The sequence below is a fragment of the Haemophilus haemolyticus genome (assembly GCF_003493605.1).
GTDB lineage: Bacteria > Pseudomonadota > Gammaproteobacteria > Enterobacterales > Pasteurellaceae > Haemophilus > Haemophilus haemolyticus_J.
Window position 1 is genome coordinate 190,642 of record NZ_QQKA01000002.1, and the last position, 25,237, is coordinate 215,878.

41 protein-coding genes are annotated in these 25,237 nt (G+C 38.0%); 4 read left to right on the top strand and 37 right to left on the bottom strand.

What is annotated here, in order from left to right:
* Positions 1-6: 6 nt before the first annotated feature.
* Positions 7-816: a sulfite exporter TauE/SafE family protein gene (locus tag DV424_RS02540; RefSeq protein WP_118858965.1), complete on the bottom strand. Its 810-nt coding sequence runs from the start codon at positions 814-816 to the stop codon at positions 7-9.
* Positions 817-952: 136 nt separating this feature from the next.
* Between DV424_RS02540 and DV424_RS02545 the strand changes: the two genes are divergently transcribed.
* Together DV424_RS02545 and DV424_RS02550 are read left to right on the top strand one after the other, a co-directional pair.
* On the top strand, positions 953-2,032 hold the full coding sequence (locus DV424_RS02545; protein ID WP_118858966.1) for an anaerobic sulfatase maturase: 1,080 nt from the start codon (positions 953-955) through the stop codon (positions 2,030-2,032).
* Positions 2,033-2,153: 121 nt separating this feature from the next.
* Positions 2,154-2,750, top strand: coding sequence for a Crp/Fnr family transcriptional regulator (locus tag DV424_RS02550; RefSeq protein WP_046942409.1), 597 nt, complete (start codon positions 2,154-2,156; stop codon positions 2,748-2,750).
* Positions 2,751-2,870: 120 nt separating this feature from the next.
* Here DV424_RS02550 and rplQ read toward each other — a convergent pair whose 3' ends face one another.
* The 34 genes from rplQ to ftsY all read right to left on the bottom strand — a co-directional run bounded on the left by rplQ (position 2,871) and on the right by ftsY (position 22,390).
* Complete coding sequence (gene rplQ, locus DV424_RS02555) at positions 2,871-3,257, bottom strand: 50S ribosomal protein L17 (RefSeq protein ID WP_005635737.1); 387 nt, start codon at positions 3,255-3,257, stop codon at positions 2,871-2,873.
* A gap of 40 nt (positions 3,258-3,297) precedes the next feature.
* Positions 3,298-4,287 (bottom strand): DNA-directed RNA polymerase subunit alpha, encoded by a 990-nt coding sequence (locus DV424_RS02560; RefSeq protein WP_118858967.1) that lies wholly within the window; start codon positions 4,285-4,287, stop codon positions 3,298-3,300.
* Between the two features lie 31 nt (positions 4,288-4,318).
* A complete protein-coding gene (rpsD, locus tag DV424_RS02565; protein ID WP_005625866.1) occupies positions 4,319-4,939 on the bottom strand; it encodes a 30S ribosomal protein S4 in 621 nt (206 codons plus the stop codon).
* 29 nt (positions 4,940-4,968) lie between these two features.
* Positions 4,969-5,358 carry a 30S ribosomal protein S11 gene (gene rpsK, locus DV424_RS02570; protein WP_005543603.1) on the bottom strand — a complete coding sequence of 130 codons (390 nt, stop codon included), beginning with the start codon at positions 5,356-5,358 and terminating at the stop codon, positions 4,969-4,971.
* Positions 5,359-5,374: 16 nt separating this feature from the next.
* On the bottom strand, positions 5,375-5,731 hold the full coding sequence (rpsM, locus tag DV424_RS02575) for a 30S ribosomal protein S13 (protein WP_005625867.1): 357 nt from the start codon (positions 5,729-5,731) through the stop codon (positions 5,375-5,377).
* Between the two features lie 141 nt (positions 5,732-5,872).
* A complete protein-coding gene (rpmJ, locus tag DV424_RS02580) occupies positions 5,873-5,986 on the bottom strand; it encodes a 50S ribosomal protein L36 (protein WP_005625868.1) in 114 nt (37 codons plus the stop codon).
* Between the two features lie 29 nt (positions 5,987-6,015).
* Positions 6,016-7,341: a preprotein translocase subunit SecY gene (gene secY, locus DV424_RS02585; protein ID WP_005625869.1), complete on the bottom strand. Its 1,326-nt coding sequence runs from the start codon at positions 7,339-7,341 to the stop codon at positions 6,016-6,018.
* 7 nt (positions 7,342-7,348) lie between these two features.
* The gene (rplO, locus tag DV424_RS02590) at positions 7,349-7,783 is read right to left on the bottom strand and encodes a 50S ribosomal protein L15 (RefSeq protein WP_118858968.1); all 435 of its coding nucleotides are present in this window, start codon (positions 7,781-7,783) and stop codon (positions 7,349-7,351) included.
* Positions 7,784-7,786: 3 nt separating this feature from the next.
* A complete protein-coding gene (gene rpmD, locus DV424_RS02595; protein ID WP_005543631.1) occupies positions 7,787-7,966 on the bottom strand; it encodes a 50S ribosomal protein L30 in 180 nt (59 codons plus the stop codon).
* 6 nt (positions 7,967-7,972) lie between these two features.
* A complete protein-coding gene (rpsE, locus tag DV424_RS02600; protein ID WP_118858969.1) occupies positions 7,973-8,473 on the bottom strand; it encodes a 30S ribosomal protein S5 in 501 nt (166 codons plus the stop codon).
* A 14-nt stretch (positions 8,474-8,487) separates the two neighbouring features.
* Positions 8,488-8,841, bottom strand: coding sequence for a 50S ribosomal protein L18 (rplR, locus tag DV424_RS02605; RefSeq protein WP_005625873.1), 354 nt, complete (start codon positions 8,839-8,841; stop codon positions 8,488-8,490).
* 13 nt (positions 8,842-8,854) lie between these two features.
* Positions 8,855-9,388 carry a 50S ribosomal protein L6 gene (gene rplF / locus DV424_RS02610; RefSeq protein WP_005625876.1) on the bottom strand — a complete coding sequence of 178 codons (534 nt, stop codon included), beginning with the start codon at positions 9,386-9,388 and terminating at the stop codon, positions 8,855-8,857.
* A 15-nt stretch (positions 9,389-9,403) separates the two neighbouring features.
* Entirely contained in the window at positions 9,404-9,796 is a 393-nt protein-coding gene (gene rpsH, locus DV424_RS02615) for a 30S ribosomal protein S8 (RefSeq protein WP_005632761.1), read from the bottom strand.
* Positions 9,797-9,832: 36 nt separating this feature from the next.
* Entirely contained in the window at positions 9,833-10,138 is a 306-nt protein-coding gene (rpsN, locus tag DV424_RS02620; protein ID WP_005625879.1) for a 30S ribosomal protein S14, read from the bottom strand.
* An 11-nt stretch (positions 10,139-10,149) separates the two neighbouring features.
* Entirely contained in the window at positions 10,150-10,689 is a 540-nt protein-coding gene (gene rplE, locus DV424_RS02625; protein WP_005625881.1) for a 50S ribosomal protein L5, read from the bottom strand.
* Between the two features lie 17 nt (positions 10,690-10,706).
* Entirely contained in the window at positions 10,707-11,018 is a 312-nt protein-coding gene (gene rplX, locus DV424_RS02630) for a 50S ribosomal protein L24 (RefSeq protein WP_005635734.1), read from the bottom strand.
* Positions 11,019-11,028: 10 nt separating this feature from the next.
* On the bottom strand, positions 11,029-11,400 hold the full coding sequence (rplN, locus tag DV424_RS02635; protein WP_005548786.1) for a 50S ribosomal protein L14: 372 nt from the start codon (positions 11,398-11,400) through the stop codon (positions 11,029-11,031).
* Positions 11,401-11,680: 280 nt separating this feature from the next.
* Positions 11,681-12,274, bottom strand: coding sequence for a hypothetical protein (locus tag DV424_RS02640; RefSeq protein WP_118858970.1), 594 nt, complete (start codon positions 12,272-12,274; stop codon positions 11,681-11,683).
* Positions 12,275-12,434: 160 nt separating this feature from the next.
* Positions 12,435-13,613 (bottom strand): leucine-rich repeat domain-containing protein, encoded by a 1,179-nt coding sequence (locus tag DV424_RS02645; RefSeq protein WP_118858971.1) that lies wholly within the window; start codon positions 13,611-13,613, stop codon positions 12,435-12,437.
* A 13-nt stretch (positions 13,614-13,626) separates the two neighbouring features.
* On the bottom strand, positions 13,627-13,944 hold the full coding sequence (locus tag DV424_RS02650; protein ID WP_118858972.1) for a hypothetical protein: 318 nt from the start codon (positions 13,942-13,944) through the stop codon (positions 13,627-13,629).
* 213 nt (positions 13,945-14,157) lie between these two features.
* On the bottom strand, positions 14,158-14,415 hold the full coding sequence (gene rpsQ, locus DV424_RS02655; RefSeq protein WP_005625886.1) for a 30S ribosomal protein S17: 258 nt from the start codon (positions 14,413-14,415) through the stop codon (positions 14,158-14,160).
* Positions 14,415-14,606, bottom strand: a complete 192-nt coding sequence (gene rpmC / locus DV424_RS02660; RefSeq protein ID WP_005625888.1) for a 50S ribosomal protein L29 — start codon at positions 14,604-14,606, stop codon at positions 14,415-14,417. Before rpmC ends, rpsQ begins: the two co-directional genes overlap by 1 nt.
* Entirely contained in the window at positions 14,606-15,016 is a 411-nt protein-coding gene (gene rplP / locus DV424_RS02665; protein ID WP_005625890.1) for a 50S ribosomal protein L16, read from the bottom strand. Before rplP ends, rpmC begins: the two co-directional genes overlap by 1 nt.
* A 13-nt stretch (positions 15,017-15,029) precedes the next feature.
* A complete protein-coding gene (rpsC, locus tag DV424_RS02670) occupies positions 15,030-15,737 on the bottom strand; it encodes a 30S ribosomal protein S3 (protein ID WP_005625894.1) in 708 nt (235 codons plus the stop codon).
* A 17-nt stretch (positions 15,738-15,754) separates the two neighbouring features.
* Positions 15,755-16,087 (bottom strand): 50S ribosomal protein L22, encoded by a 333-nt coding sequence (gene rplV, locus DV424_RS02675; protein ID WP_005625897.1) that lies wholly within the window; start codon positions 16,085-16,087, stop codon positions 15,755-15,757.
* An 11-nt stretch (positions 16,088-16,098) separates the two neighbouring features.
* Positions 16,099-16,374, bottom strand: coding sequence for a 30S ribosomal protein S19 (gene rpsS / locus DV424_RS02680; RefSeq protein WP_005539416.1), 276 nt, complete (start codon positions 16,372-16,374; stop codon positions 16,099-16,101).
* A gap of 25 nt (positions 16,375-16,399) precedes the next feature.
* Positions 16,400-17,221 (bottom strand): 50S ribosomal protein L2, encoded by an 822-nt coding sequence (rplB, locus tag DV424_RS02685; RefSeq protein WP_005625898.1) that lies wholly within the window; start codon positions 17,219-17,221, stop codon positions 16,400-16,402.
* A 17-nt stretch (positions 17,222-17,238) separates the two neighbouring features.
* Positions 17,239-17,538 (bottom strand): 50S ribosomal protein L23, encoded by a 300-nt coding sequence (gene rplW, locus DV424_RS02690; protein ID WP_005625900.1) that lies wholly within the window; start codon positions 17,536-17,538, stop codon positions 17,239-17,241.
* Positions 17,535-18,137, bottom strand: coding sequence for a 50S ribosomal protein L4 (gene rplD, locus DV424_RS02695; RefSeq protein WP_005625901.1), 603 nt, complete (start codon positions 18,135-18,137; stop codon positions 17,535-17,537). Before rplD ends, rplW begins: the two co-directional genes overlap by 4 nt.
* 15 nt (positions 18,138-18,152) lie before the next feature.
* Positions 18,153-18,779 carry a 50S ribosomal protein L3 gene (gene rplC / locus DV424_RS02700; RefSeq protein WP_005632753.1) on the bottom strand — a complete coding sequence of 209 codons (627 nt, stop codon included), beginning with the start codon at positions 18,777-18,779 and terminating at the stop codon, positions 18,153-18,155.
* 16 nt (positions 18,780-18,795) lie between these two features.
* Positions 18,796-19,107 (bottom strand): 30S ribosomal protein S10, encoded by a 312-nt coding sequence (gene rpsJ, locus DV424_RS02705; protein ID WP_001181005.1) that lies wholly within the window; start codon positions 19,105-19,107, stop codon positions 18,796-18,798.
* A 319-nt stretch (positions 19,108-19,426) separates the two neighbouring features.
* Positions 19,427-20,359: a permease-like cell division protein FtsX gene (ftsX, locus tag DV424_RS02710; protein ID WP_118858973.1), complete on the bottom strand. Its 933-nt coding sequence runs from the start codon at positions 20,357-20,359 to the stop codon at positions 19,427-19,429.
* Between the two features lie 9 nt (positions 20,360-20,368).
* Positions 20,369-21,025 (bottom strand): cell division ATP-binding protein FtsE, encoded by a 657-nt coding sequence (gene ftsE, locus DV424_RS02715; protein ID WP_118858974.1) that lies wholly within the window; start codon positions 21,023-21,025, stop codon positions 20,369-20,371.
* Between the two features lie 18 nt (positions 21,026-21,043).
* Positions 21,044-22,390, bottom strand: a complete 1,347-nt coding sequence (gene ftsY, locus DV424_RS02720) for a signal recognition particle-docking protein FtsY (protein WP_192880629.1) — start codon at positions 22,388-22,390, stop codon at positions 21,044-21,046.
* Between the two features lie 96 nt (positions 22,391-22,486).
* On the opposite strand from ftsY, the gene rsmD reads away from it, so the two are divergent.
* Together rsmD and trmL are read left to right on the top strand one after the other, a co-directional pair.
* Positions 22,487-23,068 carry a 16S rRNA (guanine(966)-N(2))-methyltransferase RsmD gene (rsmD, locus tag DV424_RS02725; RefSeq protein WP_118858976.1) on the top strand — a complete coding sequence of 194 codons (582 nt, stop codon included), beginning with the start codon at positions 22,487-22,489 and terminating at the stop codon, positions 23,066-23,068.
* Positions 23,069-23,077: 9 nt separating this feature from the next.
* Positions 23,078-23,560: a tRNA (uridine(34)/cytosine(34)/5-carboxymethylaminomethyluridine(34)-2'-O)-methyltransferase TrmL gene (gene trmL / locus DV424_RS02730; RefSeq protein WP_118858977.1), complete on the top strand. Its 483-nt coding sequence runs from the start codon at positions 23,078-23,080 to the stop codon at positions 23,558-23,560.
* Between the two features lie 48 nt (positions 23,561-23,608).
* On the opposite strand, the gene DV424_RS02735 is transcribed toward trmL, so the two are convergent.
* Positions 23,609-24,439 (bottom strand): glycosyltransferase family 25 protein, encoded by an 831-nt coding sequence (locus tag DV424_RS02735; protein ID WP_239993569.1) that lies wholly within the window; start codon positions 24,437-24,439, stop codon positions 23,609-23,611.
* Positions 24,440-24,529: 90 nt separating this feature from the next.
* Positions 24,530-25,177, bottom strand: coding sequence for a 3,4-dihydroxy-2-butanone-4-phosphate synthase (gene ribB, locus DV424_RS02740; protein WP_118858979.1), 648 nt, complete (start codon positions 25,175-25,177; stop codon positions 24,530-24,532).
* Between the last annotated feature and the right edge of the window lie 60 nt (positions 25,178-25,237).

Sequence of the window (25,237 nt, forward strand, 5' to 3'; positions counted from 1 at the left end):
TTCGATTTAATGGAATACAAACTCCAAAATGCACATATAGGCTGCAATACAAAATAAAATAATTGCCAATAATTTTCTTATTAAAGCTGGATTCATTAATCCACGCAATTTCATTGAGAAGAAACTCATTCCAAATGAACCCAAGGTAACAACACCAACTACAAGAAAATTTACATATCCTAATTGGCCACTTAGACTGACATCATAAGGGAAGACTCTTGTGAGATAGCCATATAAATTACCAATACCACCAATAATCATCATGTAGTTCGTATAAACGGCAATTTGCTGTGTTTTTACCCCTTTTAATTGGCCAACAAGCGGAGCAAGGATAGAGCCGCCTCCAATACCTGTAATACCCGCAATTAAGCCTCCTCCGCAGCAACTAATACTACCTTTAGCTCGTTCTATAGGAGACATCTTAAGTACTTCTATTTGTATTCTCGATCTGTTTAAAAATGTTTTAATCGCTAGTGCACTTAAACTAACCGTAAAAATTAAACTAATTATCGCTGTAGAAAAATAAAAACTTAATTCAAAACCAATTTGCACGCCAATCACCATAGCAATAGACCATAAAATCATATTGATATAATCAATTTTAATTTTTTGCTTATGGAAAAATAATAAGTTAATCAATGCGGTACACATCACAATGGTGAGTGATGTAGCTGAAATAACTTGAATCGGCAATTCGGGAAATAATGTACGTAAAATTGGCACCATCAATACCCCACCGCCAATACCAAAAATAGCAGAAACCATATTGGTACAAATACCGCAAATCAGTAAGATAAAAATTGTACTAATTGCCATTGCTACTCCTATCAAGAAAATCAGCTTAATAATATATTCTAATTGTGGCGTAAGGGGATTAGCATATCTTATGATCAGCATCATATACACTTAAAAATATTCTGTTATGATGAAAAAAATAGAAAGGATATGATGTATGAACGCATTTCAATTAATGGCAAAACCTACTGGCTCAATTTGTAATTTAGATTGCCAATATTGCTTTTACTTGGAAAAACCTCATTTAAATCAACGAGCCATGAGTGATAAGGTATTAGAAACCTATATCAAAGCTTACATAGAAACTGCCCCTCAACAACAAGTAACTTTCCTCTGGCAAGGCGGTGAGCCAACTATGGCAGGCCTTGATTTCTATAAAAGAGCGGTCGATTTTCAGCATAAATATGCTAATGGAAAACAAATTGAAAATTCGCTACAAACCAATAGTGTATTACTTAATGCCGATTGGTGCCGTTTTCTACATGATCATAATTTTCTTGTGGGGCTTTCTATAGATGGTCCAGAACACTTACATGATGCCTATCGTTTAACTAAAAATGGCAAAGGTACATTTCAACAAGTAATAGATGCACTAGATTTACTACATAACTATCAAGTATCTTTTAATACTCTCACAGTAGTGCATAATCTAAATGTCCTACATGGCAAAGAAATCTATCATTTTCTAAAACGAATTGAATCGCCATATATGCAATTTATTCCACTAATGGGAGATTATAAGCAACAAGCCTCTGCAAAGGATTATGGGCAGTTTCTAATTAATATTTTTGATGAATGGTACTCTAATGATGTAGGAAAAATTGGGATTCAGTTTATTGAACAATGGTTTATGGCCTATCTTGGATTACAACCTGATTTATGTATTTTTCGTGAAACCTGCGGTGATCAATTAGTTATTGAACAAAATGGAGATATTTATAGTTGCGATCATTATGTTTACCCTGAGTACAAGTTAGGAAACCTAATAGAAACACCACTAGTAACATTAGTTGATAACATAAAACAAAAACATTTCGGTTCAGCGAAATCCTTTCTTTCCGAACGATGCAAAAGCTGTAAATTTCGTTTTGCCTGTCATGGAGGTTGCCCAAAACATCGAACTGTTCAAGGATTTGGAAAACCACATAATCAACTATGTGAAGCCTATTATACAGCGCTCTCTCACATGGAACCCTATTTGAAAGAATTTGCAAAATGCTTTGGTAAAGCAAAATAACATTATTCATTTAAAATAAAAATTTTGTTACCAAGTTAACACTTTTAAAACTTGCTTATAGCAGATAAAAACAGAAATTTGTATAGTAACCTAAAGTTGTTTATGTATTAAAAGGATATTTATGTCAAGCTCATCACCTTACTTACCTCAAAACTTACACCAATGCATTATTTCTGAAAGTAAAACACTAGGGAAAAACAGTTTAATTTATACTCAAGGTGAAAAACCTAAAGAATTTTATTTTTTAAGACGGGGGCTGGTTGGACTTTATCATAGCTTAGAAAATGGTAAAGAAACCTTGATTCGACTTTATCATGCTAACGAGTATTTTGGGTTTAGAACAATCTTTAGTGAAACAACTTATCATTGTAGTGCAAAGGTGTTACTAGAAGCAGATATTATTCGTATATTTCCTGGAAATCACACTACTTTTATCGCAAATAATCCTGATTTTTCCTGCTATCTTATGAAACAACTTTCGAATGAATTATATGACGCAGAACACCGAGTAAGTAATACAGCCTATAAACGAAGCTACGAACGTATAATTGATGCAATTGAAAATTTAACTGAAAGTTATCCCGATTATCCTTGGACCTACCGAGAAGTAGCTGAATTTTGTGGATGCGAAACAGAAACTGCTATTCGTATTAGTCAAGAATTAAAGAAACAAGGAATTCTAGACAAAAATACAAGGCATTTAAGAATCTGCTCTTAAATTCAAGATTATGGTTTTGGGCTATCTATCCAAATAATATTTCAGTAAATAAAGCTCTTTTTACTTACATATAAAATAAAAAAGCTCACTATAAAGTGAGCTTTTCCTTTGAATTGATTTTTATTCCTCAGTAGCTGCTTCAGCAACTTCAGGGCGATCAACTAACTCAATGTATGCCATTGGTGCATTATCGCCTGCACGGAAACCACATTTCAAAATGCGAGTGTAACCACCTGCACGTTGAGCAAAACGTGGACCTAATTCATTAAATAATTTTGCAACAGTTTCAACGTTGCGAGTACGAGCGAATGCTAAACGACGGTTTGCAACGCTATCTACTTTTGCTAATGTAATTAACGGTTCAACTACACGGCGTAATTCTTTAGCTTTAGGCAAAGTAGTCTTAATGATTTCATGACTAACTAAAGCACTTGCTAAGTTACGAAACATCGCTTGGCGATGGCTGCTATTACGGTTTAGTTGACGACCACTCTTACGATGGCGCATGATCTTATCCTTCTCAGAAAAATCTTAACCTATGACCAAACTAGTCTTCAGCAATACTTGCTGGTGGCCAATTTTCAAGGCGCATACCAAGTGACAAGCCACGTGAAGCGAGCACATCCTTAATTTCAGTAAGAGATTTCTTACCAAGATTAGGTGTTTTTAATAATTCAACTTCTGTACGTTGTACTAAATCACCGATATAATGAATTGTTTCTGCTTTCAAACAGTTAGCAGAACGAACTGTCAACTCTAAATCATCTACAGGACGTAGTAAAATCGGATCAAATTCCGGTTTTTCTTCCTTAACTTCAGGTTGACGAACATCACGCAAATCAACGAATGCATCGAGTTGTTCTGCTAAAATTGTTGCTGCACGACGAATTGCTTCTTCAGGCTCAAGCGTACCATTAGTTTCTAACTCAATAACAAGCTTATCTAAGTCCGTACGTTGTTCTACACGCGCTGCTTCTACATTGTATGCAATGCGATCTACAGGGCTATAACAAGCATCCACTAATAAACGACCGATTGGACGCTCCTCAGTTTGGCTATGTGTACGAGCTGAAGCTGGAACATATCCTCTACCACGTTGAACACGAATACGCATACTAATTGATGCATTTTCGTCAGTTAAGTGACAGATTACATGATTCGGATTCACAATTTCAACATCACCATCATGGGTGATATCCGCTGCAACAACAGGGCCAATTCCAGATTTATTTAGTGTCAGAATAACATCATCTTTATTCTGTACTTTAACCGCTAGACCTTTAAGGTTTAAAAGAACTTCAAGAATATCTTCTTGAACACCTTCCTTACTACTATATTCGTGCAATACGCCATCAATTTCCACTTCAGTTACAGCACAACCTGGCATTGAAGACAGAAGGATACGACGTAATGCATTACCTAGAGTATGGCCAAAACCACGCTCTAACGGCTCTAAGATCACTTTAGCATGAGTTGAACTAATTTGTTCAATATCTACTAAACGTGGTTTTAAAAATTCTGTAACAGAACCCTGCATTTTATCCTCTCTTTGCTTTTAAGCTTAACTATTATTTGGAGTAAAGCTCAACGATCAGATGTTCGTTAATATCTGCTGATAAATCAGAACGTTCAGGAACACGTTTGAACACACCTTCCATTTTTGCAGAATCAACTTCTAACCATGTTGGTTTTTCTCTTTGTTCTGCTAATTCTAATGACGCTTTAATACGTGCTTGTTTTTTAGATTTCTCACGAACAGCAACAACATCATTTACTGAAACTTGGAAAGATGGAATGTTAACAACACGACCATTTACAACAATCGCTTTATGGCTCACTAATTGGCGAGCTTCTGCACGAGTTGCAGCAAATCCCATGCGATAAACAACGTTATCCAATCTACCTTCTAATAACACTAATAAATTTTCACCAGTGTTACCTTTTAAACGGTTTGCTTCTTTATAGTAGTTACGGAATTGACGTTCTAAAATACCATAGATACGACGAACTTTTTGTTTTTCACGTAATTGACTACCATAGTCAGACAAACGCGGTTTACGAGCACCATGTTGACCAGGTGCTGTATCAATTTTACATTTTGAATCAATCGCGCGCACGCCTGATTTAAGAAATAAATCAGTACCTTCACGACGGCTGAGCTTGAGTTTTGGACCCAAATATCTTGCCATTTTCTTTCTCCAACTATCCTATATACGTCTTAAACACGACGTTTTTTCGGTGGACGACAACCGTTATGAGGAATCGGAGTCACATCAGTAATATTCGTGATACGGAAACCCGCTGCGTTTAACGCGCGAATTGTAGATTCACGACCTGGACCCGGACCTTTAACCATAACTTCCAAGTTCTTTAAGCCGAATTCTTTAACAATTTCAGCACAACGTTCAGCAGCAACTTGCGCAGCGAACGGGGTAGATTTACGAGAACCACGGAAACCTGAACCACCTGCAGTCGCCCATGCTAGAGCGTTACCTTGACGGTCAGTAATAGTAACGATTGTATTATTGAAAGATGCGTGAATATGTGCTACGCCATCTACGACTTGTTTTTTTACACGTTTACGTGCACGAACTGGTGTTTTAGCCATTCTTTATTTACCCCGACTATTTTTTGATCGGCTTACGTGGACCCTTACGGGTACGCGCATTAGTTTTAGTACGTTGACCACGTACCGGTAAACTACGACGGTGACGTAAACCACGATAACAACCTAAGTCTAAAAGACGTTTGATGTTTAGTGTTACTTCACGACGTAAATCACCTTCAACGGTAAATTTACCAACTTCGTCACGCAGTTTGTCAATCTGCTCTTCAGACAATTCTCTGATCTTAACATCTTCAGCAATACCCGCTGCAGCACAAATAGCTTTTGAACGAGTCTTACCAATACCGTAAATTGCAGTTAAAGCGATTACAGCGTGTTTGTGATCAGGAATGTTAATGCCTGCAATACGGGCCACTATGCACTCCTATTATTTTAACTAATTTGGTATTCTGATCTTGAAAAGCCCGTTTTCAGGATACTCAAACAGAATACCAAGGACATAAATGAGTTGAGCAGTATAACTGCTCAACTGGTTCTTTGCAAGAAAAAATATGAATTAACCTTGACGTTGTTTATGTTTAGGATCGCTGCACAATACACGTACAACACCTTCACGTTTAACAATTTTACAGTTACGACACATTTTCTTTACCGAAGCACGAACTTTCATTGCTTATCCTTTATCTACTAAATGAACAATTATTGTCCAAAACCTTTAAGGTTTGCTTTTTTCAACGCAGACTCATATTGAGACGACATTAAGTGACTCTGAACCTGCACGATGAAATCCATAATTACAACGACTACAATTAAAAGAGATGTTCCACCGAAGTAAAATTTAACATCCCAAGCCGATGTCATAATATAAGGAACTAAACACACAAACGTTACATAAAGACCGCCAATTAGTGTAAGACGAGTCATAACTTTATCAATATAACGAGATGTCTGTTCCCCTGGCCTAATTCCTGGAATAAATGCACCAGATTTTTTTAGATTATCTGCTGTATCTCGCGGATTATACTGCATTGCAGTGTAAAAGAAGCTAAAGAAAATAATTGCTACAGCATAAACAAGCAAATAAAGAGGTTGACCCGGATTCAACAGCATAGATAAGTTATTTAACCACTCAAACTTATCATTTTGTCCAAACCATTGAGTTAAGGTAGCAGGAAATAAAATAATACTTGAGGCAAAAATTGCCGGCATTACGTTTGCCATATTTACTTTCAATGGTAAATGTGTCGAATGACCACCTAAAATTTGACGACCTTGTTGACGCTTTGCATATTCAACGCGAATTCTACGCTGTCCTCTTTCAACAAAAACAACGAAATAAGTTACTGCAAATACAATAGCTGCGATAAGAAGAAGCACTAATGGATGCATCTGTCCTTGACGAGCCTGCTCAATAGTTTGAAGTATAGCCGATGGTAAACCAGCTACGATACCGCCAAAAACAAGAATTGAAATACCGTTACCAATACCTCTTTCAGTAATTTGTTCACCTAACCACATGAGGAACATAGTTCCAGTTACTAAGCTAACAACTGAAGTGAAGTAAAAACCAAATCCAACGTTTGGCACTAAGCCAGGTAACATATTTGGTAAACCTGTTGAAATAGCTACTGCCTGAATGGTTGCAAAAACAACTGTCGCATACCGAGTATACTTAGAAATTTTACGTTGACCAGCAGCACCTTCTTTCTTTAATTCTGCTAAAGCAGGAGAAACCGTTGCAAGCAACTGAATTACAATAGATGCCGAGATATACGGCATAATACCTAATGCTAAGATAGATGCACGGCTTAATGCACCACCAGAGAACATGTTAAACATGTCAATGATGGTGCCTTTTTGTTGTTCAACTAATTGAGCTAGCACAGCCGCATCAATACCAGGAACCGGAATGAAAGAACCAATTCGGTAAACGATAAGCGCACCTAAAACGAAAAGTAATCGGCTTTTTAATTCACCTTTACCGCTATTAGTACTTCTTGCTTGATAACCTGGTTGTTTAGCCATTTGCTAATTATTCCTCAACTGAACCGCCAGCAGCTTCAATTGCTGCTTTTGCACCCTTAGTTACACGCAAACCACGAACTGTTACTGCAGATTTCACTTCACCCGCTAAAACTACTTTAGCGAATTTGATATCTTTAGTTAAGATATTTGCTGCTTTTAATGTTTCTAAGGTTACTACATTACCTTCAACTTTGGTTAATTCATTCAAACGAACTTCTGCAGTTACTGCAGCTTTCATTGAAGTAAAACCAAATTTTGGTAAACGACGGTATAACGGCATTTGACCACCTTCGAAACCGCGACGAACACCGCCACCAGTACGAGATTTTTGACCTTTATGACCACGGCCACCAGTCTTGCCTAAACCTGAACCAATACCACGACCGAGGCGTTTAGCGCTATGCTTTGCACCTTCAGCCGGAGATAGAGTATTTAAACGCATCTCTTACTCCTCCACTTTAACCATGTATGAAACTTGGTTAATCATACCACGTACTGCAGGCGTATCAATTAACTCAACAGTGTGGTGCATATGGCGAAGACCAAGACCACGCAAGGTAGCTTTATGCTTCGGTAAACGAGCAATTGAGCTACGAACTTGTGTTACTTTAATAGTTTTAGCCATTATTCATTACCCCAAGATTTCATCAACAGTTTTACCGCGTTTTGCAGCAACCATTTCTGGTGATTTCATGTTTGCTAATGCATCAATAGTTGCATGAACAACGTTAATTGGATTGGTAGAACCATACGCTTTAGAAAGAACGTTGCGTACACCTGCAACTTCCAATACTGCACGCATTGCACCACCAGCGATGATACCTGTACCTTCACTTGCAGGTTGCATAAATACACGTGAACCAGTATGAACACCTTTAACTGGATGCTGTAATGTACCTTCATTCAAAGCAACGTTAATCATATTACGACGTGCTTTTTCCATTGCTTTTTGGATCGCTGCTGGAACTTCGCGTGCTTTACCATAACCAAAACCTACTCGGCCATTACCATCGCCCACCACAGTTAATGCAGTGAAACTCATAATACGACCACCTTTTACAGTTTTTGATACACGGTTTACTGCGATTAGCTTCTCTTGCAGTTCACCAACTTGTTTTTCGATGTTTGACATCTCAATTTACCTCATTAGAACTGTAGACCAGCTTCACGTGCAGCGTCCGCTAAAGTTTGGACACGACCATGATATTTAAAACCGGAACGATCAAAAGCAACAGCTTGAACGCCTTTTGCTAATGCGCGTTCTGCAACAGCTTTACCTACTGCAGCAGCAGCATCTTTATTACCGGTGTATTTTACTTGCTCACGAATTGCTTTCTCAACAGTTGAAGCAGCGGCAAGCACTTCTGAACCGTTTGGTGCAATAACTTGTGCATAAATATGACGTGGAGTGCGGTGAATAACTAAACGAGTTACACCTTGCTCTCTCATCATATGACGTGCACGAGCTGCACGACGGATACGAGCTGATTTCTTATCCATAGTGTTACCTTAATTATTTCTTCTTAGCCTCTTTGATACGTACCACTTCATCAGCGTAACGTACCCCTTTACCTTTATAAGGCTCAGGACGGCGATAAGCACGAATATCTGCTGCAACTTGACCGATCAACTGTTTGTCTGCACCTTTCAACACGATTTCGGTTTGAGATGGACATTCTGCAGTAATACCTGCCGGCAAAGTGTGCTCTACTGGGTGAGAATAGCCTAAACTTAATGCAATTGCATTACCTTTAAGTTGAGCTCTGTAACCTACACCCACCAATACTAATTTTTTAGTGAAACCTTCAGTAACACCGATAACCATTGCATTAACTAATGCACGTGCAGTACCCGATTGAGCATTTGCTTCAACAAAACCTTCACGTGGAGTGAACGTAAATTGTCCGTTATCTTGTTTTACTTCAACTGATTCATGAATTTTGCGAGATAACTCGCCATTTTTACCTTTTACTGTTAATAGCTGACCGTCGAGTTTAACTTCAACTCCGGCAGGAATATTAACAGGTGCCTTTGCAACACGAGACATTTTCCTACCTCTCTATTAAGCTACGTAACAGATGATCTCACCGCCTAAACCTGCTTGACGAGCAGCGCGGTCAGTCATAACACCTTTAGATGTAGAAACAACTGCAACACCTAAACCGCCCATAACTTTTGGTAATTCATCTTTACGTTTGTAAATACGAAGACCTGGGCGACTTACACGTTGGATGCTTTCTACAACTGGTTTGCCTTGGAAATATTTTAAAGTAATTTCCAATTCAGGTTTAGCACCTTCTAAAACTTTTACGCTTTCGATATAACCTTCAGCAGCTAATACGTTGGCAATTGCCACTTTTAGCTTGGAAGAAGGCATATTGATTGCAACTTTGTTCGCAGCTTGACCGTTACGAATACGGGTCAGCATATCTGCGATTGGATCTTGCATACTCATTGTACTTTTTCTCCGATTCCAAAATAAAGTGGTATATTACCAGCTCGCTTTTTTAAGGCCTGGGATTTCACCGCGCATTGCAGCTTCACGAACCTTAATTCGGCTTAAACCAAACTTACGTAAAACGCCATGAGGACGTCCAGTTTGGCGGCAACGGTTACGTTGACGAGATGGGCTAGAATCACGTGGTAAAGTTTGTAACTTTAACACTGCATCCCAACGATCTTCATCAGAGGCATTGACATCAGAAATGATTTTCTTTAATTCAACACGTTTTGCGTAGAATTTTTCAGCCAATTTAACGCGTTTTACATCGCGTGCTTTCATTGATTGTTTAGCCATTATAACCTGCCTTATTTACGGAATGGGAAATTAAAGGCAGCAAGTAGTGCTTGACCTTCTTCATCATTCTTAGCAGTAGTTGTGATAGTGATATCTAAACCACGTACACGATCTACTTTATCGTAATCGATTTCAGGGAAGATGATTTGTTCACGCACACCCATGCTATAGTTGCCACGACCATCGAATGATTTCGCGCTTAAACCGCGGAAGTCACGAATACGTGGAACAGCAATTGTAATTAAACGTTCAAAGAACTCCCACATACGCTCACCGCGTAGTGTTACTTTACAACCGATTGGATATCCCTGACGGATTTTAAAGCCAGCAACAGATTTACGAGCTTTAGTTACTAAAGGTTTTTGACCGCTGATTGCTGCTAAGTCCGCTACTGCGTTGTCTAGCAATTTTTTGTCGGTCAATGCTTCACCCACACCCATATTCAGGGTAATCTTTTCGATTCGTGGGACTTGCATGACAGATTTGTAGCCGAATTTATTTTTTAATTCGCTTACTACTTGATCTCTGTAGTAATCATGCAGTTTCGCCATCGCATTACTCCAGTTTATTAGATAATTTCATTGTTAGATTTGAAGAAACGTACTTTTTTGCCGTCTTCGAATCTAAAACCTACACGGTCAGCTTTATTCGTTTTAGGATTGAAAATCGCAACATTTGAAGCGTCAATTGCAGCTTCTTTTTTCACTAAACCACCAGCTTTTCCTAATGCAGGAACTGGTTTTTCATGTTTAGTAATAATGTTGATACCTTCAACAAACACTTTACCGTTTGGTAACACTTTAGTTACCTTACCACGTTTGCCCTTATCTTTACCAGTAAGAACAATTACTTCATCATTTTGACGGATTTTAGCAGCCATTACATTCCCCTTACAGTACTTCTGGAGCTAAAGAAATGATCTTCATGAATTTCTCAGAACGAAGTTCACGAGTCACTGGTCCAAAAATACGAGTACCGATTGGTTGCTCAGTGTTATTATTTAAAATTACACAAGCGTTACCATCGAAACGAATAACTGAGCCATCTGGGCGACGAACACCCTTCTTGGTGCGCACAACAACTGCTTTTAATACATCACCTTTTTTTACTTTACCGCGTGGAATTGCTTCTTTTACAGTAATTTTGATGATGTCACCAATCGCAGCATAACGACGGTGCGATCCACCTAGAACCTTGATACACATTACGCTGCGAGCGCCTGAATTATCAGCAACATCCAGCATAGTCTGTTCTTGGATCATATTAGTGCTCCGTTAAGATTAAAAAAACACCCTTTCGGGACGAACCCATCCACACTATTCAGATAGAATGGCGGATAGGTGGCGGATTTTATCAAAAGAAAAAGAGAAAGGCAATGATAATTTACCTTCCTCTTATTGATCTATTTGCTAAATAATCCAGTTAAAATTTACCGCACTTTTAGAATTATAAAAATATCCTCATCCTCTCAAAAATTTATCGAATGAAAAATAAACTGCAGCAAAAATGAAATGCTCTCTTCTCTTACCTTAGATAAATTCATCAGTTTTTAGATTTTGGGAAAATTTCCTTGCCTAAAAGCCAAAGATACCGATCGAGTTCTTTTAAACTAAATCTTTCTAATTTATAAAATCTTTGAAAATCTATCAAAACCTCTTTAAATTTTCTGTAATTTTTTAAATCTTTCCTTTTAAACGCTGAAAATTTATCTACTTTATTAAAATGGAGGAGAACTTGCTCCACATAGCTATCATAAATTGGGAAATCAATTGGATTATGATGACTACAATATTTAGTCGCAAAAGAATAAAAATACCTCTTGTTATCACCAATCTTTACGTTTCCTAATTCACGAACTAATTTGATATCACCAGCCTTTAAACGTTTATCTAGATCTTTAACACTTAAAATACGTTTTGCCACAGGATAAATAGCAAATATTCTTGTGCTATAAAAATCATTTAAACATGATGCCTTTAATAAAATATCAGCTATTTCAGAATTTCCAGGTAATAATTCTAGAAAAAGTTTATTTAATGCCTCTTCTTGTGAAGTATAACCTTCAAGATTTTTCCATTCATTTAGATATTTATTAACTTCTAAAAAACAGGGTTTAGGAGGTAAAGACTTTTCCACATTTTCTCCAATACTTGAAATTTATTTAAATATGGGAACAGCAAAACGAATAGGTAATATTTCTTTCTATATACTTGCTATTCCACATTAAAAATAATAAACACCGCATGTATTACACACGGTGTTATTTATAAAGTCAGTCAATCATAAATCTAACTTATTATATGCTATACCGAATTTTACAATTTGGTAATGCACTTTGAAGTTGATTACACTCATCACTATCAGGTTCTATGCTGTAGTAGTCAAAATTCTTAGTATCTTCTAAATAAAGGGTGCTTAAATTAGGCAAAGATGCTAATTTAGCTAATAATTGAATATCTACTTTATTACCAGAAAGGTCTAATTCTTTAATACTAGAGAATGAAATTATCAAATCTATTATATCTTCTTTTACAGACTCATCCCAATCTCTGAATGAAAGTGATGATACATTGAGGTTTTTTAATGCAGCAAGATTACTAATATCCTCATAAGTACCAACATGTAGATTAATTACACAATTTGGTAATTTATCACCTAATGCGGCTAAAATACTACACTCATCAGCACTCCAATCCCCCGAATATGGTAAAGAAAGAGTTCTTAAATTAGTCAACGAGGATAATTTTTCTAGAGCATCTCCAGAAACACTATTAGTAGTAAGATCAAGTTCTTTCAGTTGAGGAATTTGAGTAAGCAAATCAATTTCCTCCGAACCAAAACCGCCCCCCCAACCATGGAACGATAATGAAGATAATTGCTTAATATGTGACAATTTAGGCAACTCTCTAATATTATACACATTATCCGGAATGACAAATTTATGAGTTATTCCAGGTTCAAAATTACCATCTGAGAAATGCACACCTACAATATAATCTTTCAAATAGAAAGCGATTGCACCATTTCTGTCATAAAGATCTAGTTCTGTAGAAATTTCCTGACTTAAATCATCATATTCAGGAGTTAGGCCATGGTCTTCATCAAGAAATTCATCTTTAATATTCCATAACACAATATATTTTAGTGTATCTGATAATCCACACCACCATTCCCAATCCTCATCAGAAATATACTCTGTAGTATCAGTATCTGAGATAAGTTCTTCTGGGAATTTATCCTCTGAGAGTTTTGTAGTTTCTCTACGGGTATCAACGCCGTTGATAAAATTAATCAATCGATGGCCAAAATAACGAGTATTCCACTCATCAGAATATTCAAAACCAAGATCTTCAGAAATTTCTCTTAACATGCTTCGTGTTTTTCTGTCACGACATCTGATAGTAACAGTATAATCTTCAGCAGATTCAATAATTAAATCTTTATAAATTGCACAACTTCTAATTTGTTTAGACATAACTAGCTCCAGATTACCAAAGTTTTAAAACAACTTGACCAAATGCAACTAGGATAGCGTTACCATTTAGTTCATAGGTATTATTAGATGATGCGCTAACTTTAGGCTTAATTTTATCTCCATCTACAACCCAGATATCACCAGGGCGAACAACATATTTTGGCTTTAATTCTCGCCCATCCCATACCCAGACATCTTTAGAAGTACCAATATATTTAGGTTTAATTTCTTTACCACTTAAAACCCAAACATCACTAGAACTACCACCCGATTTAGGTTTTAGCTCACGTCCATCACAAGACCATTTACTCGATAATGAAATTTTTGGCATAATCTTCTCCGCTACCATTATTAAAAATATTTTTATCAGTGTTTGTTTAGGTGTTATGTCAATAACACCTAAAAGAAGTATACTTCTTTGCGAAATTGACTTACTGAAAGAAAAAGTGCGGTTAAAATTCCTTGAATTTTAACCGCACTTTAAAAACAAAAAAGCCAATAGATTTACACTATTGGCTTTTATTTTATTACTCTTTGTTATTAATTAAGCAATAACTGCTTTCTCAACAACACGAACTAAAGTCCAAGATTTGGTTTTTGATAGAGGGCGACATTCGCGAATCTCTACGGTATCACCAACTTTGGCTTCATTGTTCTCATCGTGTACGTGTAATTTAGTTGTACGACGGATAAATTTACCATATAAAGGGTGTTTTACCTTACGCTCAATAGCAACAACGAAAGATTTTTCCATTTTGTCGCTAACAACTTTACCTTGTACGCTACGAATTTTATCAGTCATTACTCACCCGCCTTTTCGGTTAATACAGTTTTTACACGTGCAATATCACGACGCACTTGTTTAGCCTGATGGGTTTGTTGAAGCTGACCGGTGGCTGTCTGCATACGCAACTTGAATTGTTCACCTAAAAGGTTTACTAATTCAGCATTCAGCTCTTCAACACTTTTTGTACGTAAATCTTGAGCTTTCATTACATCACCGTCTTAGTTACGAAAGTGGTCTTAACTGGCAATTTAGCAGCTGCTAATGCAAATGCGTTTCTTGCTACTTCTTCAGACACACCATCCATTTCATAAAGCACTTTACCCGGTTGGATTAAGGCTACCCAGTACTCAACGTTACCTTTACCTTTACCCATACGGACTTCTAATGGTTTTTCAGTAATTGGTTTATCTGGGAATACACGAATCCAGATTTTACCTTGACGTTTTACTGCACGTGACATTGCACGACGTGCCGCTTCGATTTGACGAGCGGTTAAACGACAACGACCAACTGCTTTTAAACCGTAAGTACCGAAACTAACTTCAGTACCGCCCGCGATACCACGGTTGCGGCCTTTGTGAACTTTACGGAATTTTGTACGTTTTGGTTGCAACATTTAGCGTTTCTCCTTACTTACGACCTTTACCGCGAGGAGCCTTTTTAGGCTTGTCGGCAGGTTGTTGTTCTGATTGCGCAACGGCAGCCATTCCACCAAGAATTTCACCTTTGAAGATCCACACTTTAACGCCGATTACGCCGTAAGTTGTATGAGCTTCTGCAGTGTTATAATCGATGTCCGCACGAAGAGTATGTAGAGGTACGCGACCTTCACGATACCATTCTGAACGTGCGATTTCTGCACCACCTAAACGACCGCTAACCTCAACTTTGATACCTTTAGCACCTAAACGCATTGCGCTTTGTACCGCACGTTTCATTGCACGACGGAACATTACACGACGTTCTAATTGAGAAGCGATGCTATCTGCAACTAATTTCGCATCTAATTCAGGTTTTTTCACTTCAGCAATGTTGATTTGAGCAGGAACGCCAGCGATTTTAGACACTGCGTTACGTAATTTTTCAACATCTTCGCCTTTTTTACCAATTACGATACCAGGACGAGCTGTGTGAATAGTTACACGAATACTTTTAGCTGGACGCTCAATAGTAATACGTGAAACTGAAGCATTTGCTAATTCTTTATTTAAGAATTTGCGTACTTTGAAATCGCCTTCAAGATTGTCAGCGAAGTCTTGTGTATTCGCGAACCAAGTAGAGCTCCAAGGTTTAACAATACCTAGGCGAATACCATGTGGATGTACTTTTTGACCCATTGCTATTCCTCTACTTATTAACGATCTGACACAACCACAGTAATGTGGCTAGTACGTTTTAAAATACGATCTGCACGACCTTTAGCACGTGGCATAACACGTTTCATGCTAGGACCTTCATCAACGAAGATTTTAGCAACTTTAAGATCATCGATATCTGCACCGTCATTGTGCTCTGCGTTTGCAATAGCTGATTCTAAAACTTTCTTCACTAAAGCCGCAGCTTTTTTGTTAGTGAAAGTTAAAATTTCTAATGCTTGCGCAACTTTTTTACCACGAATTAAATCGGCAACTAAGCGAGCTTTTTGGGCAGAAGTGCGAGCGTAACGATGTTTTGCGATAGTTTCCATCTATTTACCTCTTATTTCTTAGCTTTCTTATCTGCCGCGTGACCGCGGTATGTACGAGTCGGTGCAAATTCACCAAGCTTATGACCGATCATTTCATCAGATACATAAACAGGAACGTGCTGACGACCATTATGGACTGCGATGGTCAATCCGATCATTGATGGAATGATCATTGAACGACGGGACCAAGTTTTGATTGGTTTTTTATCCCCGCTTTCCACCGCCTTCTCTACCTTCTTCAACAAGTGTAGGTCAAGGAAAGGACCCTTCTTGAGAGAACGTGGCATGGCTAATCCTCTTTAATTTAATCTATTATTTGCCACGACGACGTACGATATATTTATCAGTACGTTTGTTGTGACGAGTTTTCTTACCTTTGGTTTGAACGCCCCAAGGAGTTACTGGGTGTTTACCAAAGTTACGACCTTCACCACCACCGTGCGGGTGATCTACTGGGTTCATTGCAGTACCACGAACTGTAGGGCGAATACCTCTCCAGCGGTTAGCACCAGCTTTACCCAATACGCGAAGCATATGTTCTGAGTTACCAACTTCACCGATTGTAGCAACACATTCAGCTAATACTTTACGCATTTCGCCTGAACGCAAACGTAAAGTTACATAGTTGCCTTCACGTGCGATGATTTGTACATAAGCACCAGCAGAACGAGCGATTTGACCGCCTTTACCTGGTTTTAATTCAACGTTATGTACTGTTGAACCAACTGGAATATTACGCATTGGTAATGAGTTACCCACTTTAATTGGTGAGTTTACGCCAGCTTGGATTTGATCGCCTACTGACAGACCTTTAGGTGCTAAGATATAACGGCGTTCACCATCTTTATAAAGCACTAAAGCAATGTTAGCAGAACGGTTTGGATCATATTCTAAACGCTCAACAACCGCTGGGATGTCTAACTTGTTACGTTTGAAATCGATTAAACGGTAGTGTTGTTTGTGACCGCCACCAATGTGACGAGTAGTAATACGACCATAGTTGTTACGACCACCAGTTTTAGATTTAGTATCTAGAAGAGGTGCGTAAGGTTTACCCTTGTGTAATTCAGGGTTCACGATTTTAACAACGTGACGACGACCAGCGGAGGTCGGCTTACATTTAACGATAGCCATTCTCTAATTTCCTCCGATTACTCTGCACTGTCCACGAAGTCCAAGTTTTGGCCTTCGGCTAAAGTTACATAAGCTTTTTTCCAGTCGCTGCGACGACCCATTTTGCTACCACGGCGTTTAGTTTTACCTTTAACAACCACGGTACGAACAGAGTCAACTTTTACTTCAAATAATTGAGCAACAGCAGCAGCAATTTCAGCTTTGTTCGCATCTAAAGCAACTTTAAGTACAACAGTGTTAGATTTTTCAGCATTGTTAGTTGCTTTTTCAGAGATGTGCGGTGCACGTAGCACGCTTAGCAAACGTTCTTGACTCATGCTAGGATCTCCTCAATTTGTTTCACAGCGTCAACAGTAACAATCACTTTATCGAAAGCGATTAAGCTAACTGGATCGATACCTTGAACATCACGTACATCAACTTTGTATAAGTTACGCGCTGCTAAGAATAGATTTTCATCTAAACTTGCTGTGATAATTAATGCATCTTCAACTGCTAAATCTTTTAATTTTTGTACTAAAACTTTAGTTTTTGGTGCATCTAATTCGAATTTTTCAACAACAACCAAACGGTCTTGACGAACTAATTCAGAAAGAATGCTTTTGATAGCACCACGGTACATTTTCTTGTTCACTTTTTGGCTGTGATCTTGTGGTTTAGCCGCGAAGGTTATACCACCAGAACGCCAGATTGGTGATTTGATATCACCAGCACGAGCACGACCTGTACCTTTTTGACGCCAAGGTTTTTTACCTGAACCAGACACTTCAGCACGAGTTTTTTGCGCACGAGTACCTTGACGCGCACCTGCTGCATAAGCAACAACAACTTGGTGGATCAACGCTTCGTTAAACTCACGTCCGAAGGTAGTTTCAGAAACAGTTAGTGCGTTTGCACCTACAACTTGTAATTCCATCTCTATCTCCTAGACTTATGCTTTAACTGCTGGCTTAACGATAACATCGCCATTGATAGCACCAGGTACAGAACCTTTTACTAATAGCAATTTACGCTCAGCATCTACACGAACAACTTCAAGTGATTGAACGGTTACACGCTCAGCACCTAAATGTCCTGCCATTTTTTTACCTTTAAACACACGACCTGGAGTTTGGTTTTGACCAATAGAACCAAGTACACGATGTGATAAAGAGTTACCATGAGTCGCATCTTGAGTACGGAAGTTCCAACGTTTAACACCACCTTGGAAACCTTTACCTTTAGAAGTACCAGTAACATCTACTTTTTTAACATCTGCAAAGATGTCAACATTGATTTCTTGACCTAAAGTGAATTCTTCACCTTCAGTACGAAATTCCCATAAACCGCGACCAGCTTCAACACCTGCTTTCACGAAATGACCTGCTTCAGGTTTAGTTACACGATTCGCTTTTTTAGAACCAGTAGTAACTTGAACTGCAGTATAGCCATCGTTTTCAAGAGTTTTAACTTGAGTTACGCGGTTGGCTTCAATTTCGATAACGGTAACTGGTACTGACACGCCGTCTTCATTGAAGATACGGGTCATACCAACTTTACGACCGACTAAACCAATCATTGTAATAACCTCTTAATTAACCTAGGCTGATCTGCACGTCCACGCCGGCAGCCAAATCTAAACGCATTAATGCATCAACAGTTTTTTCTGTTGGCTCTACGATATCTACTAAACGTTTGTGAGTACGAATTTCGTATTGGTCACGTGCGTCTTTGTTTACGTGTGGAGAAATCAACACGGTGAAACGCTCTTTACGAGTTGGTAAAGGAATTGGACCACGAACTTGTGCACCAGTACGTTTAGCTGTTTCTACGATCTCCGCAGTAGATTGATCGATCAAACGGTGATCGAAAGCTTTTAAGCGGATACGGATTCTTTGGTTCTGCATTAGACCAGAGCTCCAATAAAATTTAGCTAATAAAAAACTAACACCAATCACAATTCTAACTTCAAAATAGAAAAGGAGGTGCAAGTTACCTGTTATATAGTCTCCAAATCGGAAACATTGTTTAGCGTGACATATCGTCATGCTCGTTTAATAAATGATTACATTAAACGGCTTTCACATTGAGAGCTCGCAGATACTACACAAAAGTTAAACAAATTGCAAGGGATTTATTCAAAGCAAATAAAAAGTGCGGTCATTTATCGCCGTATTTTCTCATCGAAAAACACTGAGAAAAATCACCGCACTTAGCATATTAAAATTATTGATGGTTATCTAATAGCGTAATATGTCGTTTTGCTACAATCCACGCACCAACATATCCCATAATTAAACAGCACACTAATAAGAATACAAATTCGCCAACGACTAATCCATTCAAACTGAATTGGACGGCAAAAATATCCGTTACATATTTCACTGCAGAAGTAAAATAGCTGATAATAAAGCTACTAAAAATTGCTGCAACTAACCCACCCAACAGGGCATAAATCATCCCTGTATAAAGATAAGGACGAAGGATAAATTGATCTGTTGCACCAAGCAATTTCATCACATCAATACTTGATCGGCTACTATACACATCAGAGCGAATACTGTTACCAATAACTAAAAATACCGCTATCGTCATTAATACCGTACAGAAAATTGCCACATGGGCGATTAACCAAGAAAGTGCGGTTAATTTTTCCATCCAATCGTTATCCAAGCGAACTTCTTGCACGCCTTTAATTTTATTTAAATTGGTACGTAACTCATCACGTTTTTCTGAAACATTAAATTCGCTTGTCGGTTTTACCATGACGACTGCAGGTAATGGATTATCATCCAGAATTTCTAATTCTTCACCAAAACCAGACCAGCTTTTAAATTCCTTTAAACTTTCTTGGCGAGAGACATAATTCAGTGATTCCACTCCCTCTTGTTGACGGATTTTCTCTACCACTAAATTCGCGTCTTCCTCACTTAAATTTTTATGAAGATAAATCGTCAATTCACTTTCAGGATAAAATTGAGTGGTCGCTAAATGTAAATTTTTCCACATTAAATAGCTCACGGTTGGGATCGTCAGAGATACAGCAATCACCAAAATCGTAAGCAGCGTGCCAAATTTACGTTGCCATAAATCCGCCCATACTGCACGCAAAGTATAGGCTGTTTGAACAAAAAAGGATGCATCCGTTGATCGGCTCATGATTATTCCTTAATAACGTAAATAACCTTGTTCAAGCACAAGACAAGGTTTTGGTTTTTGTTGAATTAAATTAATGTCGTGAGTAGCAATTAACACAGTCATTCCTAGACGATTAAATTCTTCAAACAAATTAAAAATCCCTACGGAAAGTTCATCGTCTAAATTACCCGTTGGTTCATCTGCTAGTAAGAGCTGAGGTTTATGCACAATCGCACGCGCAATATCAACGCGTTGCTGCTCACCGCCAGAAATTTGTGGTGGCAAATAGTGCGCTTTATTACGTAATCCTACACGATCTAAAGATACCATCGCACGTGTATGCGCATCTTTTGGATGCATACCTGCAATAATCAATGGCAATGCCACATTTTCTACTACAGTACGATCTGTTAATAAACGATAATCTTGGTGAACCATACCAATTTGGCGACGCAGAAATGGAATTTCATATTTCGACAAGCGAGTAATATCGTGTCCGTTAAACCAAATTTGACCCGCATTGGCTTTTTCCATCCCCATAATAAGCTTGAGTAATGTACTTTTCCCTGCGCCTGAATGCCCAACCAAGTAAGTCATACTTCCCACAGGAAGATGAAAATTCAAGCCCTGTAACGCGGGCTGCGTTGCACCATGATAGGCTTTAGAAACATTTGAGAACTTAATCACAATTTTTCCTTATTCTTTTTATTCTTCTTCATGAACGAATAATGCCTCAATAAATTCTTTAGCATTAAACTCACGTAAATCTTCAATTTTCTCGCCTACACCGATATAGCGAATAGGCAACTTAAACTGATCGGCTATGGCAAAAATCACGCCACCTTTTGCCGTGCCATCTAATTTTGTTAGAGAGATTCCTGTTAAACCCACAGCCTCATTAAATAACTTCGCTTGGCTAATGGCATTTTGTCCCGTGCCAGCATCCAGCGTAAGCATAATTTCATGTGGCGCAGTTTCGTCATATTTTTTCAGAACACGAACAATTTTTTTCAGTTCGTCCATTAAGTTATTTTTATTTTGCAGACGACCCGCCGTATCCGCAATAAGAATATCAATATTGCGTGCAGCCGCTGATTGCATCGCATCAAAAATCACCGACGCAGAATCAGACCCCGTGCTTTGCGCAACAACTGGAATACGATTGCGCTCGCCCCAAACTTGAAGCTGCTCAACAGCCGCCGCGCGGAAAGTATCGCCCGCTGCAAGCATCACTGATTTTCCTTCAGCCTGAAATTTACGTGCAAGTTTACCAATTGTCGTCGTTTTACCCACGCCATTTACGCCCACCATTAAAATCACATAAGGTTTTTTCGTGCTATCAATCTCTAACGGTTGTGCTACTGGCTCAAGAATATCCGCCATTTCTACTTTTAATTGTTGATATAAAAGCTCTGCATCTTGTAATTCTTTGCGGCTTGCATGTTCAGTCAAATTTTTGATGATTTTACTTGTTGTCGGCACGCCAATATCTGCAATCAAAAGTTGTTCTTCTAATTCTTCAAACAGCTCATCATCAATTTTCTTTCCTAAGAAAAAACTACGAAAACCTGCGCCAATATTTTGTTTAGTTTTCAGTAATCCCTTAACTAAACGACTAAAAAAGCCCCCTTCACTTGGTTTTTCGCGAGTTTCAATTTCAACAACAGGCTGAAGCTCATTTTTAATATCTTCAACAATTTCAGATTCAACCACTGTTTCTGTAATCGGAAAGTCATCTTCTAAATTTTTCGCTTCGATGATTTCTTCAATCGGCTCAAGTGCGGTTGAAATTTCCTGTATTTTTTCTTCTTCAACGATTTCATTCGTTTCAATGCTTTCTACTAAAAACGGCTCAGATTCCACCGCACTTTCTACTGACTCTAATTCAGACGGTTCTTCAACTAAATCATGAGTTTCAAGTTTTTCAATAGACGGCTCGATATCTTTTATCTTTTCTTCTTCAATTATTGGCTCAATTTTAAGTTCATCTTGCTTTTTATTACGTCCAAATAACGATGCCCAAAATCCGCCTTTTTTATTTTCTTCAGCCATAAAATGCTCTCTTAACTGTAATCCGATAAAAATGTCGTTTATTCTAGCAAAAAATCGTCTAAACTAAGCACAATTTTCAATAAAAATCGAATCTTTATGAAAAAAATACAAACGCCAAATGCAAAGGGCGAGGTTCGCATTATTGCTGGACTGTGGCGAGGGCGAAAACTTCCCGTATTAAATTCAGAAGGCTTACGCCCAACTGGCGATAGAGTGAAAGAAACGCTTTTTAATTGGTTAATGCCTTATATCCACCAAGCTGAATGTTTAGATGGCTTTGCGGGGAGTGGCTCATTAGGTTTTGAGGCACTTTCTCGCCAAGCGAAAAAAGTGACTTTTTTAGAACTAGATAAAACTATCGCTGATCAATTAAAAAAGAATTTACAAACACTCAAATGCTCATCAGAACAGGCTGAAGTGATTAATCAAAGTAGTTTGGATTTTCTAAAACAGCCACAAAATCAACCGCACTTTGACGTGGTGTTTTTAGATCCACCCTTTCATTTTAATTTGGCAGAACAAGCAATTAACTTGCTTTGTGAAAATAATTGGCTAAAACCCAATGCGTTAATTTACGTAGAAACAGAGAAAGATAAACCGCTCATCACACCTGAAAACTGGACGTTATTGAAAGAAAAAACGACAGGAATGGTGAGTTATCGTTTATATCAGAATTAGAGAAAAATTATGTTAGATATCGTTTTATATGAACCAGAAATCCCACAAAATACCGGTAACATTATTCGCCTTTGTGCCAATACAGGGTTTCGCTTACACTTAATTGAACCGCTAGGGTTTACTTGGGATGATAAACGCTTACGCCGCTCAGGTTTAGATTACCACGAATTTGCGGAAATCAAACGCCACAAGACTTTTGAAGCCTTTTTAGAAAGCGAAAAACCCAAACGTCTCTTTGCACTCACAACAAAAGGCAGTCCAGCTCATAGCCAGGTGAAGTTTGAACTCGGTGATTATTTAATGTTTGGGCCCGAAACTCGCGGCATTCCTATGTCAATTTTAAATGAAATGCCGATGGAACAAAAAATTCGCATTCCAATGACAGCCAATAGCCGCAGTATGAACTTATCTAATTCTGTTGCAGTGACGGTCTATGAAGCGTGGCGACAATTAGGTTATGAAGGTGCAATAAATTTACCAGAAGTAGAATAAACAAAAAAGTGCGGTTAAAATTTAATAAGATTTTTAACCGCTCTTTTGTTATTTAAATGGCACTTGTTTTCCGAATATCCGTTTTTTTATTCTAATTAGTTCATTTTTTATTTTAGCTAAAGGTTTAGCGGGAATTTGGTTTTTATGCACTCTTTCCCTACCATTATGCAAACTACTCTCAAAATAATTTTCATCATGCAGAATAAAACTTTGAGCGCATATTGCAGGGGAAAGTTGCATAACTTTATAATCTTTTTGTCCTAATAATTCATCAAAAATTAGAGTATCAATAGCAAGATAAAGTTGTTTATTTCTTATGTTATTCAATAAATATCTAGCCCCCTTAGCTGTGATTGAATAGCCAGCCATTCCAGTATGTTTGAATTTCAATCGGGAAATATTTCTATTACATTTTATTTGCTCACGCTTTCCATAAATTATTTTTCCATGAGCTTCTAACTTCAATATATCAGTATCTTCAGGTATATAATCAATATTCAACAATTCTTTTGCATTTTCTCCCAAATAAATATCGTCTTCAAAAATATTAATATAATCTAAATTATTTTCTAAAACGAAATTCCATAAAACGATATGGCTTAATGCACAGGCTATCTCAGCATCACACAAAGTTGCTTTTGATGAACGGTCAAAGATGATATTAAATTTTTTAGCGGTTTCTTCAATAAGATCAGGCGTGATAGCATCAAAGAATGCAAAAGGAATATTCTGCTTACCGAATTCTTCGGTAATATGTTTACGGCGTTTTTGCTCAGTCGTTAAACTAATGACATAATTGTGCTGTGCTGTGCTGTGCTGTGCTGTGCTGTGCTGTGCTGTGCTGTGCTGTGCTGTGCTGTGCTGTGCTGTGCTGTGCATAAAAGTTACCAAAATAAATAAAAAGATGGAACAGTATAATATAAAAAGTGCGGTGAAAAATCATAGAAATTTTCACCGCACTTCTTCATGCTAAATATTATGCGTTAAACGATATTCAACCAAATCTTCAATGGTTAGCACCGAATAACCAAATTTTTTTGCAAATTCTACAATCTCAGGGGCGCGAGCCATTGTGCCGTCGTCATTCGTGATTTCACAAATAACGCCTGCTTCTTTAAACCCTGCTAGACGCGCTAAATCAACGGAAGCTTCAGTATGTCCTCGGCGGGTAAGTACACCCCCATTTGCTGCACGAAGTGGAAAGACATGACCAGGACGATGTAAATCTGTTGGAAGTGCATTATCTGCAATCGCCGTTTGAATAGTGGTTACTCGGTCTGCGGCAGATACGCCTGTAGAAACACCTTTTGCAGCTTCTATTGTCACCGTAAAAGCCGTTTTGTTTACACTATTATTGCGTTCTACCATTGGCGGTAAATCGAGTTGTTTACAACGTTCATCAGTAATGCATAAACAAACTATACCACTGCCATAACGAATTAATTTTGCCATTTGTTCTGACGTGATTGTTTCTGCCGGGAAAATTAAATCGCCTTCATTTTCACGATCTTCATCATCTAAAACTAATACACCATTTCCATTTTTGAAGGCATTAATTGCATTAAGTACGCGTTCTTCAGCGGTATTGCCGAATGGAGATAAAATTGACTGATTCATAGTAATTTCCTAATTTGAGATTTCAATTAAATACCAGAATCAGGGCTGAGAAATGCAAAT

Excerpts from the sequence above, each read along its gene's own strand:
- DV424_RS02540 (WP_118858965.1), bottom strand. The coding sequence starts at position 816 with ATGGCAATTAGTACAATTTTTATCTTACTGATTTGCGGTATTTGTACC.
- DV424_RS02545 (WP_118858966.1), top strand. The coding sequence starts at position 953 with ATGAACGCATTTCAATTAATGGCAAAACCTACTGGCTCAATTTGTAAT.
- DV424_RS02550 (WP_046942409.1), top strand. The coding sequence starts at position 2,154 with ATGTCAAGCTCATCACCTTACTTACCTCAAAACTTACACCAATGCATT.
- rplQ (WP_005635737.1), bottom strand. The coding sequence starts at position 3,257 with ATGCGCCATCGTAAGAGTGGTCGTCAACTAAACCGTAATAGCAGCCAT.
- DV424_RS02560 (WP_118858967.1), bottom strand. The coding sequence starts at position 4,287 with ATGCAGGGTTCTGTTACAGAATTTTTAAAACCACGTTTAGTAGATATT.
- rpsD (WP_005625866.1), bottom strand. The coding sequence starts at position 4,939 with ATGGCAAGATATTTGGGTCCAAAACTCAAGCTCAGCCGTCGTGAAGGT.
- rpsK (WP_005543603.1), bottom strand. The coding sequence starts at position 5,358 with ATGGCTAAAACACCAGTTCGTGCACGTAAACGTGTAAAAAAACAAGTC.
- rpmJ (WP_005625868.1), bottom strand. The coding sequence starts at position 5,986 with ATGAAAGTTCGTGCTTCGGTAAAGAAAATGTGTCGTAACTGTAAAATT.
- secY (WP_005625869.1), bottom strand. The coding sequence starts at position 7,341 with ATGGCTAAACAACCAGGTTATCAAGCAAGAAGTACTAATAGCGGTAAA.
- rplO (WP_118858968.1), bottom strand. The coding sequence starts at position 7,783 with ATGCGTTTAAATACTCTATCTCCGGCTGAAGGTGCAAAGCATAGCGCT.
- rpmD (WP_005543631.1), bottom strand. The coding sequence starts at position 7,966 with ATGGCTAAAACTATTAAAGTAACACAAGTTCGTAGCTCAATTGCTCGT.
- rpsE (WP_118858969.1), bottom strand. The coding sequence starts at position 8,473 with ATGTCAAACATCGAAAAACAAGTTGGTGAACTGCAAGAGAAGCTAATC.
- rplR (WP_005625873.1), bottom strand. The coding sequence starts at position 8,841 with ATGGATAAGAAATCAGCTCGTATCCGTCGTGCAGCTCGTGCACGTCAT.
- rplF (WP_005625876.1), bottom strand. The coding sequence starts at position 9,388 with ATGTCTCGTGTTGCAAAGGCACCTGTTAATATTCCTGCCGGAGTTGAA.
- rpsH (WP_005632761.1), bottom strand. The coding sequence starts at position 9,796 with ATGAGTATGCAAGATCCAATCGCAGATATGCTGACCCGTATTCGTAAC.
- rpsN (WP_005625879.1), bottom strand. The coding sequence starts at position 10,138 with ATGGCTAAACAATCAATGAAAGCACGCGATGTAAAACGCGTTAAATTG.
- rplE (WP_005625881.1), bottom strand. The coding sequence starts at position 10,689 with ATGGCGAAACTGCATGATTACTACAGAGATCAAGTAGTAAGCGAATTA.
- rplX (WP_005635734.1), bottom strand. The coding sequence starts at position 11,018 with ATGGCTGCTAAAATCCGTCAAAATGATGAAGTAATTGTTCTTACTGGT.
- rplN (WP_005548786.1), bottom strand. The coding sequence starts at position 11,400 with ATGATCCAAGAACAGACTATGCTGGATGTTGCTGATAATTCAGGCGCT.
- DV424_RS02645 (WP_118858971.1), bottom strand. The coding sequence starts at position 13,613 with ATGTCTAAACAAATTAGAAGTTGTGCAATTTATAAAGATTTAATTATT.
- DV424_RS02650 (WP_118858972.1), bottom strand. The coding sequence starts at position 13,944 with ATGCCAAAAATTTCATTATCGAGTAAATGGTCTTGTGATGGACGTGAG.
- rpsQ (WP_005625886.1), bottom strand. The coding sequence starts at position 14,415 with ATGACTGATAAAATTCGTAGCGTACAAGGTAAAGTTGTTAGCGACAAA.
- rpmC (WP_005625888.1), bottom strand. The coding sequence starts at position 14,606 with ATGAAAGCTCAAGATTTACGTACAAAAAGTGTTGAAGAGCTGAATGCT.
- rplP (WP_005625890.1), bottom strand. The coding sequence starts at position 15,016 with ATGTTGCAACCAAAACGTACAAAATTCCGTAAAGTTCACAAAGGCCGC.
- rpsC (WP_005625894.1), bottom strand. The coding sequence starts at position 15,737 with ATGGGTCAAAAAGTACATCCACATGGTATTCGCCTAGGTATTGTTAAA.
- rplV (WP_005625897.1), bottom strand. The coding sequence starts at position 16,087 with ATGGAAACTATCGCAAAACATCGTTACGCTCGCACTTCTGCCCAAAAA.
- rpsS (WP_005539416.1), bottom strand. The coding sequence starts at position 16,374 with ATGCCACGTTCTCTCAAGAAGGGTCCTTTCCTTGACCTACACTTGTTG.
- rplB (WP_005625898.1), bottom strand. The coding sequence starts at position 17,221 with ATGGCTATCGTTAAATGTAAGCCGACCTCCGCTGGTCGTCGTCACGTT.
- rplW (WP_005625900.1), bottom strand. The coding sequence starts at position 17,538 with ATGAGTCAAGAACGTTTGCTAAGCGTGCTACGTGCACCGCACATCTCT.
- rplD (WP_005625901.1), bottom strand. The coding sequence starts at position 18,137 with ATGGAATTACAAGTTGTAGGTGCAAACGCACTAACTGTTTCTGAAACT.
- rplC (WP_005632753.1), bottom strand. The coding sequence starts at position 18,779 with ATGATTGGTTTAGTCGGTCGTAAAGTTGGTATGACCCGTATCTTCAAT.
- rpsJ (WP_001181005.1), bottom strand. The coding sequence starts at position 19,107 with ATGCAGAACCAAAGAATCCGTATCCGCTTAAAAGCTTTCGATCACCGT.
- ftsX (WP_118858973.1), bottom strand. The coding sequence starts at position 20,359 with ATGAGCCGATCAACGGATGCATCCTTTTTTGTTCAAACAGCCTATACT.
- ftsY (WP_192880629.1), bottom strand. The coding sequence starts at position 22,390 with ATGGCTGAAGAAAATAAAAAAGGCGGATTTTGGGCATCGTTATTTGGA.
- rsmD (WP_118858976.1), top strand. The coding sequence starts at position 22,487 with ATGAAAAAAATACAAACGCCAAATGCAAAGGGCGAGGTTCGCATTATT.
- trmL (WP_118858977.1), top strand. The coding sequence starts at position 23,078 with ATGTTAGATATCGTTTTATATGAACCAGAAATCCCACAAAATACCGGT.
- DV424_RS02735 (WP_239993569.1), bottom strand. The coding sequence starts at position 24,439 with ATGCACAGCACAGCACAGCACAGCACAGCACAGCACAGCACAGCACAG.
- ribB (WP_118858979.1), bottom strand. The coding sequence starts at position 25,177 with ATGAATCAGTCAATTTTATCTCCATTCGGCAATACCGCTGAAGAACGC.